This is a genomic window from Leisingera daeponensis DSM 23529 (assembly GCF_000473145.1).
GTDB lineage: Bacteria > Pseudomonadota > Alphaproteobacteria > Rhodobacterales > Rhodobacteraceae > Leisingera > Leisingera daeponensis.
Map to the genome: position 1 here is coordinate 1,389,811 of NZ_KI421500.1, position 17,525 is coordinate 1,407,335.

Here is a 17,525-nt window from a genome sequence, read left to right on the forward strand (position 1 = left end):
GCCTCATGACTCTCCAGAACGATCTCCAGTCCGCCCTGGGTTTTCTCAACCAGGGCAAGTTCAAACAGGCGCTGAAACAGTCCAAGGGCGGCATGAAGCGGCACAAGAGCCACCCGGATTTTCCCAACATTGCGGGCATCTCCCTGTCGGGCCTCGGCAAGCACCGCGATGCCGTGCCCTACTTCAAGAAAGCGCTGGCGCTCGCCCCCGGCTTTCACGACGCGCGCAAGAACCTGGCGCAGACGCTTCTGTTCCTGCAGCAGGGTGAACCCGCGATGAAGCTGCTGGAGCGGGTGCTGAAGGACCAGCCCGGCGATCAGGCGGCGCTGTATCTTCAGGCGCAGGCGCATCTGGTGATGAACGCGCCCGAGGCCGCGATCGAGACCGCCACCGCCGCGCTGGCCCGCGACCCGCGCCAGCCGCGGATGCTGCGGCTGCGCGCCACCGCCTGGAACACGCTGGGCGATGAAAAGGCAACGCTGGCGGACTATCAGGCGGCGCTCAAGGTGAACCCCAACGACGCCGACGCGCTCCAGAACGCCAGCCTGCTGCTGGCGCGCCTGATGCGGCAGGACGAGGCCACCGAGGCCGCTGAGAAGGCCGTCGCCGTGGCCCCCCAGAACGCCGAGGCGCGCCGCCGCCTGGCCAGCCAGCTGATCTCCAACGGCGAGACGGCCGCCGCGCGCGAGCAGTGCCTGGCGCTGATGGAGCTGGACCCCAAGGACACACAGGTGCTGGAGATGCTGGCCCGGATCAGCAGCCGCGAGCAGAACGCGGAGCTGCTGCCCGTCGCGCAGAAGGCACTGAAAACCGCCGCGCCCCGCTCGCTCGACCGCGCCAACGCCAGTTTCGCCCTCGCCCGGATTGCCGATCAGGCCGGCGACAAGGAGGCCTTCGCCGCCCATAATGACGAGGCGAACGCCTGCATGGCGGCGCAGACCCCCTACGACTACGAAGAGAGCGAGCGCCAGTTCACCCGCATCATGGCGGCCTTCCCGGAGGCGGTCACCCCGGCGGACACCGCGCCCGAAGGCCCCCGCCCGATCTATGTGGTGGGGATGCCGCGCTCCGGCACCACCCTGACCGAAACCGTGATCGGCCTGCACCCGGATGTGTTCCCGCTGGGTGAACGCGGCGTGCCGGCCTTCCTGCTGCACCCCTATCTGGACAAGGATCAGGACTTCACGCCCGAGGCCGCCCGCACTTTCGTGGCCGAGGACATCAGCCGCCTGCCCGATATGCCCGAAGGCACGGCGGCCTATGTCGACAAGATGCCCGACAACTACCGCCTGCTGGGCCACCTTGGCACCGCCTACCCGGATGCACGGTTTGTTCATCTTTGCCGCGACCCGCGCGACGTGGCGCTGTCGATCTGGCGCGGCTATTTCTCCGGCAGCTCGCTCACCTATGCCTACGACCTGAGGGCGATGGCGCACCGCTTCAACCTTTATGGCCGGCTGATGCAGCACTGGCGCCAGGTGATGCCGGGGCGGATCTATGATCTGCGCTATGAAGACTTCGTTGCGGATATCGGCGGCGAAAGCCGCAAGCTGGCGGAGTTTTGCGGGCTGGAGTGGGTCGAGGACATGGCCCACCCGGAACGGCACGAGGGCCAGGTGCTGACGCTGTCGAACACCCAGGTAAGGCAGACGGCGCACACCCGCTCGATCGGCAAGTGGGAGCAATACGCCGACCTTCTGACGCCCTTCATCGACGGGCTGGACCCGGAAATCTGGCCGGAAATCAAAGGGTAACAGGGGCTACTTGGTGTAGGCTTTGCGCGCGATCTCGATCCGCGCATCCATCATCGACATTTCTTTCAGGATCTCCTGCCGGCGGCTGCGGTCGCCGGTCTCGTGCAGCTCCGCCCGCAGCCGCTGCAACTCGCGCGACAGGCTGACGAACTCCGGCACCCCGCCGCTTTCGCGCACCAGCCGGTTCAGCAGCGCGTTTTCCGGGTCATCGCACTGCGGCAGCGGCTTGCCCGCGCCTTGCAGGTTGTCAAAGGCGCCGTCCTTCTCAGCGGCTTCGATCCGGGCGTTGATGAGGTCGATCAGCGGGTGGTCCATGACCCGCATTCTGCCATGCGCGCCCGCGGTGGGAAAGCCCCCCGCCACTCCGTTAACAAAGGGGTGGCGAAGGTTAAGAATGCCTGAAAATAATGCGGCAGCCCTCCTGCCCGAATGTTTCGCGCGCGAAACATTGGGTCCGGTCCGGACCTATGCGCCGCGGCTTATTTCACCCGCGCAATCCGCCCGTCGGTATAGGGCGTATAGGGGCCTTGCGCCGCCAGATATTCCGCCAGCACATCCGCCAGATCCGGGCCGAAGTCGTAGGCGTTCTTGTCGTCGCCTTCGAACATCGCATAGCCGTCGCCGCCGTTGCGGACGTAATCGTTGGTGACCACCACATAGGTCTTGGCCGGATCAATGGGCACAAAGCCCGCGCCCTCCGCCACCATCACATCCTTGACCCGGCCCTCGTTCGGAGCCACGGAAGCATCCCAGCTGAACGTCAGCCCCGCCACCTGCGGGAAGCGGCCCTTGACGTCCTCCACCTGGCTGACACCGTTCTCCAGCGCCTCGACCAGCGTCTTGCCGTCAATCTCAAAGGTCGACAGCGTGTTCTGGAACGGCAGGATGGTCAGCACCTCGCCCATGGTGACTTCGCCTGCATCCAGGCTCGCGCGGATCCCGCCGGAGTTGGCGATGGCGATGGTCACGCCCTGATCCTTGACCCGGTCCAGCATCGCATCGGCCACCAGATTGCCCATCTGGCACTCCTGCACCCGGCAGACATCGCGGCTGCCTTCGATGGGTTCAGCGGCCTCCGCCACCACCTTGTTGCGGATCTCATCCAGCGGCTGCGCCAGTTCCGCGATCCGGTCCAGCGTTGCCGCATCCTCACTGACAGCGGCATCCATGATCAGCGGCTCGCCTTCCGCGCGGATCACATTGCCCGCATCGTCGAAGGTCACGGTCAGCTCGCCCAGGAACTTGCCATAGGCATAGGCCTGCACGATCTGCACCCCGTTCACCACGGTCGGATACGGGCCTGCGGCCTTCTCGGAGGTGTTGGACAGGTAGGTGTTCGAATGCCCGCCGACGATCACATCCACCCCGGTGGTCTCCGCCGCCACCCGCTGATCCACGCCATAGCCGGAGTGGCTGAGAACCACGATCTTGTTCACGCCCTCGGCAGTCAGCCTGTCAACCTCTGCCTGCACCGCCGCGACCGGGTCGGAGAACTGCACGTTCTTGCCGGGGCTTGCCAGCTCATGCGTGTCCTCCGGCGTCAGGCCGATGAGGCCGATCTTCTCGCCGCCGCGCTCGATCACCGTGGATTTCTTCAGCACATCCGCCAGCGCCGGTTCCGCGGACACATCCGCATTGGACATCAGGACCGGAAAGCCCACCGCATCCATGAACCCGCGCAGCACCTCCGGGCCGTCGTCGAACTCGTGGTTGCCGACGGTCATCCCGTCATAGCCCAGCTTGGTCATGAACTCCGCCGCGGCCTTGCCCTTGTAGTAGGTATAAAACAGCGAGCCCTGGAACTGGTCGCCGCCATCCACCAGGATCGCGTTCTCCGCCCGCTCGCGGGCCTCAGCAATCGCCGTCACCAGCCGCGCGGTGCCGCCGAAACACTTGCCCTCAGCCTGATCCTCGGCATCGCAGGTGCTGTCGTATTTGTTGATCGGCTCGAACCGCGAATGGAAATCATTGGTGTGCAGGATGGTCAGCCTGTACTCCGCCGCCGCCGCACCGGCGGTCAGGGCCAGGGCGGCAACCGAAGTGAGAATGCGTGCAATCATGAGGAGCGCTCCCGTTATTCTGTTTTGCCCAAGCCTGCGCCCAAAGCCCGCGCCGGTCAAAGGGGAAAAGCCGCCGCGCTGGCTCCCCTTGCGTCAGCGTGACCAGCCGCACCGCATCCAATCCCCCTTGATTCCGCAGCAATCGCAGGGCATCAGACCGTCATGCTGATTTACAAGATTTTCCGGGCGGACGAATGGGCCGCGCTGCAAGCCGCGGGCGAGACCAGCGGCGCGCCGATTGATGTTGCGGACGGCTATGTCCATTTCTCCACCGCCACCCAGGCGGCGGAAACCGCGGCCAAGCATTTCGCCGGCGCCGAGGGGCTGACCCTGCTGGCCTGCGATGCCGGCGCGATGGGCGAAGACCTGAAATGGGAAGTGTCCCGCGGCGGCGCCGAGTTCCCCCACCTCTACCGCAATATCCGCCTGTCGGACGTGGTCTGGGCCAAGCCGCTGCCGCTGGCGGAAGGCGTGCATCAGTTCCCCGAGGAGATGGCATGAAGCTGACCGAGAAGCTGGCCCTTGCCGCCATGCACCAGATTGATCCGGAGGCTGCGCACGGGCTGTCGATCAAGGCGCTGACCATGGGGCTGGCACCGGCCCCCGGCCCGGTCACCTCACCCCGGCTCAGGACCACGCTGGCGGGGATTGAGCTGCCGAACCCGGTGGGCCTCGCCGCAGGCTATGACAAGAACGCCGAGGCGCTGGCGCCGCTGGCGAAGTCCGGGTTCGGCTTCATCGAGGTTGGCGCCGCCACCCCGCGCCCGCAGCCCGGCAACCCCAAGCCGCGCCTGTTCCGCCTGACCGAGGACAAGGCGGCCATCAACCGCTTCGGCTTCAACAACGAGGGGATGGAGGCGATCGGTGCGCGTCTGGCGCAGCGGCCCGGCGATGCGGTCATCGGGCTGAACCTCGGCGCCAACAAGGACAGCGCCGACCGTGCCGCGGATTTTGCCAAGGTGCTGGCCCACTGCGGCGCGCATCTGGACTTTGCCACTGTCAACGTGTCCTCCCCGAACACCGAGAAGCTGCGCGACCTGCAGGGCAAGGCGGCGCTGTCGGCGCTGCTGGCGGGCGTCATTGAAACCCGCGACGGCCTCAGCCGCCGGGTGCCGGTGTTCCTGAAGATCGCCCCGGATCTGGACCGTGCAGGGATCGAGGACATCGCCGCCGTCGCCGTGGAAACCGGCATCGACGCGGTGATTGCCACCAACACCACCCTGTCGCGCGATGGCTTGCACAGCGCCCATAAGGGCGAGGCCGGCGGCCTGTCCGGCGCGCCGCTGTTTGAAAGATCCACCCGGGTTCTGGCGCAGCTGTCGGAGCTTCTGGATGGCCAGGTGCCGCTGGTCGGCGTCGGCGGCATCAGCACGGCAGAGCAGGCCTATGCCAAGATCTGCGCCGGGGCCAGCGCGGTGCAGTTCTACACCGCGATGGTCTATGGCGGGCTGTCGCTGGCGGGCGATATCGCGCGCGGGCTGGATGACTTGCTGGCCCGCGACGGGTTTGAAAACGTCGCGCAAGCGGTTGGCACGAAACGGAAGGACTGGCTGTGATCACCTATTGGCATAACCCGCGCTGTTCGAAATCCCGCGCTGGCCTGGCGCTGCTGGAAGAGCGCGGTGCTGACGTGCAGGTGCGGCTCTACCTGCAGGATGCGCCCTCGGTCGCGGAGATCAAGGCGGTGCAGGCGGCGCTTGGCGTTTCCGCGGCGGAGATGATGCGCACCGGCGAGAAGGTGTTCAAGGAGCTGGGCCTCACGAAGGACAGCGGCGAAGCGGACCTGCTGGCGGCGATGGCCGCGCATCCGGTCCTGATCGAGCGGCCGATTGCGATCCAGGACGGAAAGGCTGTGATCGGGCGGCCCACGGAGGCGATTGAAGCGCTGCTGTAGCCGTTTCCCAACGCAGAAAACGGGCGGCTCAGGTGCCCACCTGGGCCTCCAGCCGCGGATAGCGCAGGCCCAGCGTCACGCCGCGGGCAATGTTCAGCACCATCAGCGACGCCCATAGCCCGTGATTGCCGAACACCGGCACCAGCACCAGCAGCGCCAGCACATAGACCGCCACTGCCTGCACCATCGCCCGGCGCATTTCGCGGGTCCAGGTGGCGCCGATATAGATGCCGTCGAACATGTAGCTCGCGACACTCAGCACCGGCGCCAGCACCACCCACAGCAGATAGGCACGGCCCGCGTCGCGCACTTCCGGCGCGGTGGCCATCAGGTCGATCACCGCAGGCCCGGCCAAGGCAAACCCCGCCCCCAGAAGCAGCGCGCCGCCGGTGCTCCACTGTGCGGCAATCACCGCCGCCCGGCGCAGCCTTGCGCGGGCGCGTGCGCCGACCGCCCCGCCCACCAGCGCTTCGGCGGCAAAGGCAAAGCCGTCGAGCGCAAAGGCGGTGACCGACAGGAACTGCAGCAGGATCTGGTTGGCGGCCAGGTTCACGTCGCCGACGCCGGAGCTGATGAACAGGAAGGTGGTGAACGACCCCGTGAGCAGCACCGAGCGCACCATGATGTCGCCGTTCACCTGCATCATCCGCTTGAGCCGCGCCGGGTCGGACACCCGCGCCCAATCGCGCCATTGCTCGCCCGCAAAGGCATCGCGGCACAGGTACAGCCCCAGCGCCAGCCCGGTCCATTCGGCAATCAGCGTGGCCAGGGCGACACCTTCGACGCCCCAGCCCAGCCCCAGCACGAACCACAGGTCCAGAACGATGTTCAGCCCATTCATCCAGACCTGCAGCAGGAACACGCCGCGGGTGCGCTCCACCGCGATCAGCCAGCCGGTCACGGCATAAAGCGCAATGGTGGCAGGCGCACCCCAGATGCGGATTTCCAGATAGGCACGGGCCAGGGTTTCGACCTCGGGACTGGCAGGCGCCAGCGCGAAGGCGCCCCAGAAAACTGCCGCTTGCGCGATGATGAACAGCGCCCCGGCAGCAAAGGCCAGCAGGAGGCCGCGCATCAGCAGAGCCCCGGTTTCGGCCCGGTCCCCTGCCCCGCGCGCCTGCGCGGCGAGGCCGGTGGTGCCCATGCGAAGGAAGCCGAAGATCCAGTACACCGCCGCCAGGATTGCCGCGGCGATGCCGACCGCGCCAATCGGGGCGGCCTGCCCCATCTGCCCGACCACGCCAGTGTCAACAGCGCCCAGGATGGGCACGGTGGCATTGGACAGGACAATCGGCAAGGCGATCCTGAGCACCCGGGCGTGGGTGATCCCGGTGTCCGCGCTGCTCATGAACTCAGCCTTCGCCGCTTGCGTCCTGCGGCATCAGGAAATGGCCGGTGGCCTGGGCAAACAGCTTGTCCTTGTGGTCCTGCCAGGCCTCCACATGCACCGAGGCATAACGGCGGCCGGAGCGGTTCACACGGGCGCGGGCATAGGCATCGCGCGGCAGGCCCGAGCGCAGGTAGTCCACGGTGAAGTCGATGGTCTTGGGCTGTCGCGGCAGGTTGCCCTTGGCCATCTCGGCCGGGTCCAGATCGCCGGATTCGATGCGCGGCCAGAGGAAGGACCAGTTGAGCGTGATCATCGCCGTGATTTCCAGAAAGGCCGCGGTCACGCCGCCGTGGATGGCCGGCAGAAACGGGTTGCCGATCAGCTTGTCCTCGAAATTCAGCTGCGCCGTCAGCTCATCGCCGCGGCGGTCGAAGGTCACGTTCAGAAAACGGATGTAGGGCACCGAATCCACCAGCGCCGACAGCGCGGCATCGCGGCGCTGCTTGACCACCTGGATCGGTTCGGGACGGGGGCGGCTCAAAACTTCTTCTCCACGGTAAAGGCGCCTGCGGCGGTGGCCACGGGACGGTCCGCGTCCTCATCCATCGCCACGGCGCGGACAAAGGCGACAGAGCGGGTGATGTGGTGGCAGGTGGCGCGGGTGGTGATTGCCTGGCCAGGGGTCGCAGGCCGCATGTAGTCGATGCGCAGGTCGATGGTGGCGGTGCCGCCGGGCGCCGACGGGTGGCTCATCACCGCCGCGCCGCAGCATGTGTCCATCAGGGCCGACACCGCGCCGCCGTGAATCACCCCGGTCGCCGGGTCGCCGATCAGCTTTTCGTCATAGGCCATGCGGATCTCGGCGGTGCCGTCGCCGATCTCTGTCAGCTTCATGCCCAGTTGCTTGGCATGGGGAATCGCTTCGATGAACTGGCGAGCGAGCTGGGTCTTGTCGGCCATGGGGCTGTCCCTTTGAAATCTCTGCCCTATCTTTGGCTGCGGCCCGGCGAAAGCGCAAGTGTGCCGCCACGGAGGTTGCACTGTTCGCTGCAAGTGCATAGGTTCCCGGCAAGGGAGAAAACGGATGACCGACAACAGATTGTCATTCAAGGAAATGTGCGCAGAGTTCGACGTTACGCCGCGGACGCTGCGCTATTATGAATACATCGAACTCTTGCAGCCGGACCGCGAGGGCCGGTCGCGCTATTACGGCGCGCGGGAGCGTGCCCGGATGAAGCTGATCCTGCGCGGGCGCAAGTTCGGCTTTCAGCTGGAAGAGATCCGCCAGTGGCTGCTGATCTATGAGGAAGAGGGCAACGACGCCCAGAACCGCGCCTTCATGGAAATGGCCGACCGCCAGCTAGCGGAACTGGAAAAGCAGCGCGAACAGATCAACGAAGCCATTGAAGAACTGAGCGCCTTGCGCGCCAGCACCAAGGCGCAGCTGAAGTAAACCCGCCGCCGCGGCACCAGAAGCCAGCCGGGCCGGAAGGCGCCGGCGCCTTGGTGCCGCCGCGTCCGGCCGGGTGCATGACACCTGCCAACCCCTTCTGAAGTTTGGAAAATTTTCACCCGCCACGTGCTGGCGCGATGGCGCAGCCACGCCTTTGGCTTGGCTGGACGGCCCTGTGCGCCGCGCCGCAAAGCCAAAGGCAGGCGCAGGTTCGCGCCTCCAGAGCCGCCCCCGTCCGCCCCCGGCCGCCCGCGCGGCGCAGGGCCGCGCTGCCCCATACCCCTCTCCCGCGCGCATTGCTGCAGGCCAAATAAGGTTCGTATTACGAACTGTCACCGCTCTCAAAGTGACGCAACGTACAACTTACGTAAACGTAAAGTCAGTCTTGATCGAAAAGCCGGAAGTGCTCAGCTTAGGGCTGCACCAAGCCGTAAGAGTGACGACGATGACCGAAGAAACCATGACCATCCGCGAGATGTGCGAGGCCTTTGACGTGACGCCCCGCACCCTGCGGTTCTACGAAGCCAAGGAACTGCTGTTCCCGATCCGCGACGGCCAGAAGCGGCTGTTCACCAAGCGCGACCGTGCCCGCCTGAAGCTGATTCTGCGCGGCAAGCGGTTCGGGTTCAGCCTGGAGGAAATCCGGCAGCTGCTGGACCTGTACCATGTCGGCGACCAGCAGGTGACTCAGCTGACCAAGACATTTGAGATTGCCAAGGACCGGCTCGACGACATGGAGCGCCAGCGCGAGGAGCTGACCGAGGCAATCGAGGATCTGAAAGACCAGCTCGCCTGGGGTGAAAAGATGATCGCCTCAATGCGGGCCCAGAAAAAGGCTGCCGAATAAGCAGCCGCCCTGCCCCGTCTGCCGGCCTGTCCGGCCCCTGATCAAGTCCAACAAGACCCCCGAAGAGGACCCTAATGCCTTCTTATACAGCCCCCGCAAAAGACGCCCAGTTTATTCTGCATGATGTCCTGAAGGTCTCGGCCCAGGATATCCCCGGCTACTCCGAACTGGAGCCCGAGTTCACCGGTGCCGTGCTGGAGGAAGCAGGCAAGATCGCCAGCGAAGTGCTGCACCCGCTGAACGTGGTGGGCGATCAGGAAGGCTGCCGCCTGGAAAACGGCGTGGTCTACACCCCCAAAGGGTTCAAGGACGCCTTTGAGCAGGTCAAGGAAGGCGGCTGGCCGGGTATCGACATGCCGGAAGAGTTCGGCGGCCAGAACATGCCTTATGTGATCGGCACCGCAGTGGGCGAGTTCTTCTCGGCTGCCAACCAGGCGTTCACCATGTACCAGGGCCTGACCCACGGCGCCGCTTCGGCGATCCTGGCGCACGGCACCGACGAGCAGAAGGCAACTTATCTGCCGAATATGGTCAGCTGCCAGTGGACCGGCACCATGAACCTGACCGAACCGCATTGCGGCACCGACCTGGGCCTGATGCGCACCAAGGCGGAACCGCAGGATGACGGCAGCTTCCGCATCTCCGGCCAGAAGATCTTCATCTCCTCCGGCGATCACGACATGGCGGAAAACATCGTGCACCTGGTGCTGGCCAAGATCCCCGGCGGCCCAGAGGGCATCAAGGGCGTGTCCCTGTTCATCGTGCCGAAGTTCCTGGTGAACGAGGACGGCAGCCTGGGCGAGCGCAACGGCGTCTCGGTCGGCAAGATCGAGGAGAAGATGGGCATCCACGGCAACTCCACCTGCGTGATGAACTATGACGGCGCGGTGGGCTGGCTGCTGGGTGAAGAGCACAAAGGCATGCGCGCCATGTTCACCATGATGAACGAAGCGCGTGTGGGCGTTGGCATGCAGGGTCTGGCGCAGGCCGAGGCCGCCTATCAGAACGCGCTGGAATACGCCAAGGACCGGCTGCAGGGCCGCGATGTGACCGGCGCCAAGAACCCGGACGGCCCGGCCGATCCGCTGATCGTGCACCCGGACATCCGCCGCTCGCTGATGGATCAGAAAAGCTTTGCCGAAGGCGCGCGCGCGTTCCTGCTGTGGGGCGCCACCCTGATCGACCAGGCGCACCGCGCCGGCGACAAGGATGCCGACGGCCTGATCTCGCTGATGACCCCGGTGATCAAGGGCTTCCTGACCGATCAGGGCTATGACATGACCGTGCAGGCGCAGCAGGTCTATGGCGGCCACGGCTACATCGAGGAATGGGGCATGTCGCAATACACCCGCGACGCCCGCATCGCGATGATCTACGAGGGTGCCAACGGCGTGCAGGCGCTGGACCTGGTGGGCCGCAAGCTGGGCCAGCACGGCGGCAAGTACGTCCTGGCCTTCTTCGACATGGTGAAGAGCTTCTGCCAGGAAAACAAAGATATTTCCGAGGATTACACCAAGGACTTCATCAAACCCCTACAGGCGGCCTCCAAGGATCTGCAGGCGGCCGGCATGTTCTTCATGCAAACCGGCATGAAGGATCCCAATCAGGCGCTGGCAGGCTCCTACGACTTCATGCACCTGTTCGGCCACGTGTGCCTGGGCCTGATGTGGGCCCGGATGGGCAAGGCGGCGCAGGAAGCGCTTGACGCGGGGGCCGGTGACGCGGCGTTCTATGAGACGAAACTCGCAACCGGCCGGTACTATATGGCACGGCGGCTGCCCGCGACCAAACTGCACCTGGCCCGCATCGAAAGCGGCGCGGAGACAGTGATGGCGCTGGACGCAGGCGCCTTCTGACGCCTGAGGGCGCCCCGTCGCGGGGCGCCCGATACAGCCCCGGCCGGTGCCTTGACATGCAAAGGACCGATAGATGCCGAAACGCTTCCGCCTGACCCGCCGCTTCCCCGTCGCGATGACCGAGGACGGCTACCGCAAGCTCAGGAAATTTGCCCAGGAGGCGGGGCTGGACGAGGGAGAAGCGCTGTCATTCCTGTTCGAGCATTTCGACAGTGTGACAGACCAAGAGAACCTGACCCACCGGCTGCGGCTGTTCAACGCCGAGCTGGAGGCGCGCAAGAAGTAGGCCCGAACACGGCCAAGGGGAGAGAAATGACCAGCACGCAGTCCGCCTGGATGACGGAAGAGCACCAGATGCTTGCCGAAATGACGGCCCAGTTCATCACCAATGAATGGGCGCCCAAGTTCGAAACCTGGCGCAAGCAGGGCATGATGGACCGGGAGACCTGGCAGCAGGCCGGTGAACTGGGCCTGCTCTGTCCCTCAGTCCCCGAGGAGTACAGCGGTGCGGGCGGCGATTTCGGCCATGAGGCGGTGATCCTGATGGAAGGCAGCCGCGCCAATCTGGCCAGCTGGGGCCATGGCATCCATTCGGGCATCGTGGCGCATTACATCCTGGCCTATGGCACCGAAGAGCAGAAACAGCGCTGGCTGCCGAAGATGGTGACCGGTGAGCTGGTCGGCGCGCTGGCGATGACCGAGCCTTCGACCGGCTCCGACGTGCAGGCGATCAAGACCAAGGCGGTGAAGGACGGCAACGCCTACCGGCTGTCGGGGCAGAAGACCTTCATCACCAACGGCCAGCACGCCAACCTGATCCTGGTGGCGGCCAAGACCGACCCGGCGGCGGGCGCAAAGGGCGTTTCGCTGGTAGCGGTGGAAACCGATGGCGCCGCGGGCTTCAGCCGCGGCCGCAACCTCGACAAGATCGGCTGCCATGCGGCGGACACCTCGGAATTGTTCTTCAGCGATGTGGAGATCCCGCAGGAAAACATCCTGGGCGGGGCCGAGGGCCAGGGCTTCTACCAGATGATGCAGCAGCTGCCGCAGGAACGCCTGATCATCGCCTGCGGCGCGGTCGGCGCGATGGAAGGCGCGGTGGAGCGCACCGTGGCCTACTGCAAGGAGCGCGAGGCCTTTGGCGGCCCGATCCTGCAATTCCAGAACACCCGCTTCAAGCTGGCCGAATGCCTGACCAAGACCAAGGTCGCGCGCGCCTTCCTTGATGAGTGCATCGCCGAGCATCTGGAGGGCCGCTTGAGCGTCGAGAAGGCGGCGATGGCGAAATACTGGATCACCGACACGCAAGGCGAAGTGCTGGACGAATGCCTGCAGCTGCATGGCGGCTACGGCTACATGCAGGAATACGCGGTAGGCGAAATGTGGGCCGACGCCCGGGTGCAGCGGATCTACGGCGGCACCAACGAGATCATGAAGGAGCTGATTGCGCGGTCGCTGTAGGCGCAGGGGCCGCGGCGGCGCCGCGGGAGGCCGATGATGGATCTTGAGTATTTGGGGAAAGATGAAGCAAGGGCAGTGTCCCTGCCCCCAAGCCTTCGCCAAATGGGCTGGGACGTCTTCACCTTTCACGGCCATCAGCTCTCCAGCCTGTGCCGCAGGACCAAGGTAGCACGCCGCGCGCAGGCGCAGGTTAACGCCCCATCATCTTTCCAAAAATACTCCACGGGGGCGCGGGGGTGTGAAACCCCCGCTCCGCCAGCAGACACAGGGAGCACCGTATGACACTCAAACTGCATTGCTTCGGGGAAAGCGGCCATTCCTACAAGGCGGCGCTGGCGCTGGAGCTGTCGGGACTGGCCTGGGAGCCGGTGTTTGTCGATTTCTTCGGCGGCGCGCACCGCAGCGAGGATTACCGCGGCCTCAACGTGATGGCGGAGGCGCCGGTGCTGGTGGACGGCGATCTGCGCTTGTCGCAGTCGGGCGTGATCCAGCAGTATATCAGCGACAAGACCGGCAAATTCGCAGGCCGCCCGGAAGACAAATACGAGGTGCTGCGCTGGGTCCTGTGGGACAACCACAAACTGTCCAGCCAGGCGGGCATGACCCGTTTCCTGATGAATTTCATCCCCGAGGACAAGCGCCCGCAGGAGGTGATCACCTTCATGCAAGGAAGGCTGAAGGCTGCCTTCACCACCCTGAACACCCATTTGCAGGACCGCGAGTGGATCGTCGGCGATGGTCTCACCAACGCCGATCTGACCTGCTGCGGCTACCTGTATTACCCGGAGCCCTTTGGCTTCGACCGGGCCGGCTGGCCCCATATCGACGCCTGGCTGGACCGCATCAGCGCCCTGCCCGGCTGGAAACACCCCTATGACTTGATGCCCGGCAACCCGTCGGACCGGGCCTGAGGAGAGCAAGATGACAGACGCATATATCTATGACGCGCTGCGCACCCCGCGCGGCAAGGGACGCAAGGACGGCTCCTTGCATGAGGTGACCTCGGTCCGCCTGTCCGCCCTGACGCTGAACGCGATCAAGGAGCGCAACAACCTGGAAGGCCATGCGGTCGAGGACGTGATCTGGGGCAACGTGACCCAGGTGATGGAACAGGGCGGCTGCCTGGCGCGCTCGGCTGTTCTGGCTTCGGACCTGGATGAGCGCATTCCGGGCCTCGCCATCAACCGCTTCTGCGCCTCCGGCATGGAAGCGGTGAACCTGGCGGCGAACCAGGTGAAGGGCGGCGCGGGCGATGCCTATATCGCGGGCGGTGTCGAGATGATGGGCCGGGTGGCCATGGGGTCCGACGGCGCGGCGATTGCGGTTGATCCGAGCCTCGCGATGGAGACCTATTTCGTGCCGCAAGGCATCTCGGCCGATATCATCGCAACCGAATACGGCTTTACCCGCGATCAGGCCGATGCGCTGGCAATGGAATCGCAGCGCCGCGCCGCCAAGGCGTGGGAAGAAAAGCGGTTCGAGAAATCCGTGATCACCGTGCGTGACCAGAACGGCCTGCCGATCCTGAGCCATGACGAATACATGCGCCCCGGCACCGACATGCAGGCGCTGGGCTCGCTGAACCCCGCGTTCCAGATGATGGGCGAGCAGATGCCGGGCTTTGACAAGGTCGCCATGCTGAAATACCCGCATCTGGAGCGGATCAACCACATCCACCACGCGGGCAACTCCTCCGGCATCGTGGATGGCGCTGCGGCGCTTCTGATCGGCAACAAGGCGTTCGGCGAAAAGCACGGCCTGAAGCCGCGCGCGCGGATCAAGGCGACTGCCAAGATCGGCACCGATCCGACCATCATGCTGACCGGCCCGGTTCCGGTGACCGAGAAGATCCTGGCCGACAACGGCATGCAGATCGGCGACATCGACCTGTTCGAAGTCAACGAGGCCTTCGCCTCCGTCGTGCTGCGGTTCCAGCAGGCGTTCGACGTCGATCCGGAGCTGGTCAACGTCAACGGCGGCTCCATCGCCATGGGCCACCCGCTGGGCGCCACCGGCGCGATCATCATCGGCACCCTGCTGGATGAGCTGGAGCGTCAGGACAAGCAAACCGGCCTCGCCACCCTGTGCATCGCCTCTGGCATGGGCGCCGCAACGATCATCGAGCGGGTCTGATGCCGAAGCTGGACCTATCCCAACTGCCCTGGCGGACAGGATCGGGTTACCCCGGCAAGCTGGCGGAGGCCTGCAAGGGCCGCAGCGTGCAGCCACTGGGGGATCCGGGCGGGCTCAGCCAGTTCGGCGTCAACATCGTTCGGCTGGAGCCGGGCGCGATGTCGTCGCTGCGCCATTACCACATGGAGCAGGACGAGTTCGTGATGGTGACCGAGGGCAGCTGCACCCTGATCGACGATCAGGGCGCGCATGAAATGCAGCCTGGCGATTGCGCCGCCTTTCCGGCGGGCGAGGCGAACGGTCACCACCTGGTGAACCGTTCGGACAAGCCGGCGGCGTTTCTGGTGGTAGGGACCCGCACTTCGACCGAGACCGGCTTTTACAGCGATATGGACATGATGGTGAAATTCGCAGGCCGCGAGTTCACATTCACCCGCAAGGACGGCAGCCCGCTGACGGCTGACCAGACCGGAGAAGACACATGAGCGATTTCAAATACGACGTGGACGCAGACGGCGTCGCAATCATCACCTGGGACGCCGAAGGCAAGAGCATGAACGTCCTCACCCGCGAGGCCTTTGGCCTGGTGGAGGAATACGTGGACCGGGCGCTGGCAGACGATGCCGTGAAGGGCATCGTGATCACCAGCGGCAAGAAGGACTTTGCCGGCGGCATGGACCTGAACGTGCTGGCCACCATCCGCGAGGAGTCGGGCGACAACCCGGCCCAGGGCCTGTTCGATTTCACCATGGGCGGCCACCGCATCCTGCGCAAGCTGGAGCTGGCGGGCATGGACCCCAAGACCAAGAAGGGCGGCAAGCCGGTGGCCTGCGCCATCAACGGCACCTGTGCCGGCATCGGCACCGAGATTGCGCTGGCCTGCCATCACCGGGTGATGACCGACAACCCGAAGGCCAGGATCGGCCTGCCGGAAATCATGATCGGCATCTTCCCGGGCGGCGGCGGCACCATGCGCTATTCCCGCATGGTGGGCGCGATGGCGGCGGCTCCGGTGCTGCTGGAAGGCAAGATGATGGACCCGAAGAAAGCCAAGGGCGCGCAGCTGATCGACGCCGTGGCCGCGGATCCGCTGGCGGCGGCCAAGGAATGGGTGCTGAACGCCAAGGACGCCGATCTGGTCAAACCCTGGGACGCCAAGGGCTACAAGATGCCAGGCGGCGCCCCCTATCACCCCGCAGGCTTCATGACCTTTGTCGGTGCCTCGGCGATGGTGCACGGCAAGACGCAAGGCGCGTTTCCGGCGGCCAAGGCGCTGCTGTCCTCGATCTATGAGGGCGCGCTGGTCGATTTCGACACCGCGCTGAAGATCGAGGCGCGCTGGTTCACCCATGTGCTGATGAACCCCTCGTCCTCGGCGATGATCCGCAGCCTGTTCCTGAACAAGCAGGCGCTGGAAAAAGGCGCGGTGCGGCCCGCCGGCGTGCCGGACCAGTCGGTGAAGAAGATCGGCGTGCTGGGTGCCGGCATGATGGGTGCGGGCATCGCGCTGGTGTCGGCCCAGGCCGGTATGGAAGTGGTGCTGATCGACCGCGACCAGGCGGCCGCCGACAAGGGCAAAGCCTATTCCGCCGCCTACATGGACACCGGCATCAAGCGCGGCAAGGCGACCGAGGAGAAGAAAGAGGCGCTGCTGGCGCAGATCACCGCGACCCCGGACCTGGACGCGCTGAAAGGCTGCGACCTGATCATCGAAGCCGTTTTCGAGGATCCGGGCGTCAAGGCCGAGATGACCAAGAAGGTCGAGGCGATCATCCCCGAGGATTGCATCTTTGCCTCCAACACCTCCACCCTGCCGATCAGCGAACTGGCCAAGGCGTCCAGCCGGCCGGAGCAGTTCATCGGCATCCACTTCTTCTCGCCGGTCGAGAAGATGTTCCTGGTGGAGATCATCAAGGGCAAGGAAACCGGCGACCGCGCGGTGGCCAAGGCGCTGGACTATGTGCGCCAGATCCGCAAGACGCCGATCGTGGTCAACGATGCGCGCTTCTTCTACGCCAACCGCTGCATCATCCCCTACATCAACGAAGGGATGCGGATGATCACCGAGGGCGTCAGCCCGGTGCTGATCGACAACGCCGCGCGCCAGCTGGGCTTCCCGGTCGGGCCGGTGCAGCTGACCGATGAGACCTCGATTGATCTGGGCGCCAAGATTGCCCGCGCCACCAAGGCGGCGATGGGCGATGCCTACCCGGAAAGCCCTGCGGACGAGCTGATCTTCTGGATGGAGGAACAGGGCCGTCTGGGCCGCAAGGCCAACGCCGGTTTCTTCGACTATGACGACAAGGGCAAGCGCGTTGAATACTGGAAGGGCCTGCAGGAGAAATACCCGCTGGCGGCTGAGCAGCCCGATCTGATCGAGGTGCAGGAACGGCTGATGTTCGCGCAGGTGCTGGAAGCGGTGCGGGCGCTGGAGGAAGGCGTGCTGATGGACATCCGCGAGGGTGACGTGGGCGCGATCCTGGCCTGGGGCTTTGCGCCCTGGTCGGGCGGGCCGCTGAGCTGGCTGGACATCCTGGGCACGCCCTATGCCGCCGAGCGTTGCGACAGCCTGACGGAGAAGTTCGGCGAACGCTTCACCTGCCCGGCGCTGCTGCGCGAAATGGCGGAGAAGGGCCAGAGCTTCTACACCCGCTTCGCCCCGGAAAAATCCGCGGCAGCCTGACGTCATACCTGAGAATCAAAACGGCCGGGGTTTTGCCCCGGCCGTTTTTCTGTT

Annotated in this window: 18 protein-coding genes; 13 read left to right on the forward strand and 5 right to left on the reverse strand. The window is 65.3% G+C overall.

Annotated features, from left to right (window positions below; genetic code table 11):
• Positions 1-5 precede the first annotated feature (5 nt).
• Complete coding sequence (locus tag DAEP_RS0107105; protein ID WP_027244176.1) at positions 6-1,754, forward strand: tetratricopeptide repeat-containing sulfotransferase family protein; 1,749 nt, start codon at positions 6-8, stop codon at positions 1,752-1,754.
• A gap of 6 nt (positions 1,755-1,760) precedes the next feature.
• Here the strand turns inward: DAEP_RS0107105 and DAEP_RS0107110 are convergent, their stop codons facing one another.
• Together DAEP_RS0107110 and DAEP_RS0107115 are read right to left on the reverse strand one after the other, a co-directional pair.
• Positions 1,761-2,069: a DnaJ family domain-containing protein gene (locus tag DAEP_RS0107110; RefSeq protein ID WP_027244177.1), complete on the reverse strand. Its 309-nt coding sequence runs from the start codon at positions 2,067-2,069 to the stop codon at positions 1,761-1,763.
• 164 nt (positions 2,070-2,233) lie between these two features.
• Entirely contained in the window at positions 2,234-3,814 is a 1,581-nt protein-coding gene (locus tag DAEP_RS0107115; RefSeq protein WP_027244178.1) for a bifunctional metallophosphatase/5'-nucleotidase, read from the reverse strand.
• 162 nt (positions 3,815-3,976) lie between these two features.
• Here DAEP_RS0107115 and DAEP_RS0107120 point away from each other — a divergent pair, with 162 nt between their 5' ends.
• The 3 genes from DAEP_RS0107120 to arsC are packed head-to-tail and all read left to right on the forward strand — an operon-like array spanning position 3,977 to position 5,708.
• Positions 3,977-4,315: a DUF952 domain-containing protein gene (locus DAEP_RS0107120; protein WP_027244179.1), complete on the forward strand. Its 339-nt coding sequence runs from the start codon at positions 3,977-3,979 to the stop codon at positions 4,313-4,315.
• Positions 4,312-5,370, forward strand: coding sequence for a quinone-dependent dihydroorotate dehydrogenase (locus DAEP_RS0107125; RefSeq protein WP_027244180.1), 1,059 nt, complete (start codon positions 4,312-4,314; stop codon positions 5,368-5,370). Before DAEP_RS0107120 ends, DAEP_RS0107125 begins: the two co-directional genes overlap by 4 nt.
• On the forward strand, positions 5,367-5,708 hold the full coding sequence (gene arsC, locus DAEP_RS0107130; RefSeq protein ID WP_027244181.1) for an arsenate reductase (glutaredoxin): 342 nt from the start codon (positions 5,367-5,369) through the stop codon (positions 5,706-5,708). The genes DAEP_RS0107125 and arsC overlap by 4 nt, the downstream gene beginning before the upstream one ends.
• A 28-nt stretch (positions 5,709-5,736) precedes the next feature.
• On the opposite strand, the gene DAEP_RS0107135 is transcribed toward arsC, so the two are convergent.
• The 3 genes from DAEP_RS0107135 to DAEP_RS0107145 are packed head-to-tail and all read right to left on the reverse strand — an operon-like array spanning position 5,737 to position 7,998.
• On the reverse strand, positions 5,737-7,056 hold the full coding sequence (locus DAEP_RS0107135) for an MATE family efflux transporter (protein ID WP_027244182.1): 1,320 nt from the start codon (positions 7,054-7,056) through the stop codon (positions 5,737-5,739).
• 4 nt (positions 7,057-7,060) lie between these two features.
• Positions 7,061-7,579, reverse strand: coding sequence for a PaaI family thioesterase (locus DAEP_RS0107140; RefSeq protein ID WP_008555702.1), 519 nt, complete (start codon positions 7,577-7,579; stop codon positions 7,061-7,063).
• Positions 7,576-7,998 (reverse strand): PaaI family thioesterase, encoded by a 423-nt coding sequence (locus DAEP_RS0107145; protein WP_008553902.1) that lies wholly within the window; start codon positions 7,996-7,998, stop codon positions 7,576-7,578. The genes DAEP_RS0107140 and DAEP_RS0107145 overlap by 4 nt, the downstream gene beginning before the upstream one ends.
• A gap of 124 nt (positions 7,999-8,122) precedes the next feature.
• On the opposite strand from DAEP_RS0107145, the gene DAEP_RS0107150 reads away from it, so the two are divergent.
• The 9 genes from DAEP_RS0107150 (at position 8,123) to DAEP_RS0107190 (ending at position 17,471) form a co-directional block, all read left to right on the forward strand.
• Positions 8,123-8,491, forward strand: coding sequence for a MerR family transcriptional regulator (locus tag DAEP_RS0107150; RefSeq protein ID WP_008554530.1), 369 nt, complete (start codon positions 8,123-8,125; stop codon positions 8,489-8,491).
• Positions 8,492-8,936: 445 nt separating this feature from the next.
• Positions 8,937-9,338 carry a MerR family transcriptional regulator gene (locus tag DAEP_RS0107155; protein WP_008553284.1) on the forward strand — a complete coding sequence of 134 codons (402 nt, stop codon included), beginning with the start codon at positions 8,937-8,939 and terminating at the stop codon, positions 9,336-9,338.
• 74 nt (positions 9,339-9,412) lie between these two features.
• Positions 9,413-11,194 carry an acyl-CoA dehydrogenase C-terminal domain-containing protein gene (locus tag DAEP_RS0107160; RefSeq protein WP_027244183.1) on the forward strand — a complete coding sequence of 594 codons (1,782 nt, stop codon included), beginning with the start codon at positions 9,413-9,415 and terminating at the stop codon, positions 11,192-11,194.
• 73 nt (positions 11,195-11,267) lie between these two features.
• Positions 11,268-11,480 (forward strand): hypothetical protein, encoded by a 213-nt coding sequence (locus DAEP_RS0107165; RefSeq protein ID WP_008556741.1) that lies wholly within the window; start codon positions 11,268-11,270, stop codon positions 11,478-11,480.
• Between the two features lie 26 nt (positions 11,481-11,506).
• On the forward strand, positions 11,507-12,655 hold the full coding sequence (locus DAEP_RS0107170; RefSeq protein WP_027244184.1) for an acyl-CoA dehydrogenase family protein: 1,149 nt from the start codon (positions 11,507-11,509) through the stop codon (positions 12,653-12,655).
• Between the two features lie 278 nt (positions 12,656-12,933).
• Positions 12,934-13,566 (forward strand): glutathione S-transferase family protein, encoded by a 633-nt coding sequence (locus DAEP_RS0107175; protein ID WP_027244185.1) that lies wholly within the window; start codon positions 12,934-12,936, stop codon positions 13,564-13,566.
• A 10-nt stretch (positions 13,567-13,576) separates the two neighbouring features.
• On the forward strand, positions 13,577-14,788 hold the full coding sequence (locus DAEP_RS0107180; RefSeq protein WP_027244186.1) for an acetyl-CoA C-acetyltransferase: 1,212 nt from the start codon (positions 13,577-13,579) through the stop codon (positions 14,786-14,788).
• The gene (locus DAEP_RS0107185) at positions 14,788-15,273 is read left to right on the forward strand and encodes a cupin domain-containing protein (RefSeq protein WP_008555338.1); all 486 of its coding nucleotides are present in this window, start codon (positions 14,788-14,790) and stop codon (positions 15,271-15,273) included. Before DAEP_RS0107180 ends, DAEP_RS0107185 begins: the two co-directional genes overlap by 1 nt.
• Entirely contained in the window at positions 15,270-17,471 is a 2,202-nt protein-coding gene (locus DAEP_RS0107190; protein WP_027244187.1) for a 3-hydroxyacyl-CoA dehydrogenase NAD-binding domain-containing protein, read from the forward strand. The genes DAEP_RS0107185 and DAEP_RS0107190 overlap by 4 nt, the downstream gene beginning before the upstream one ends.
• Positions 17,472-17,525 lie beyond the last annotated feature (54 nt).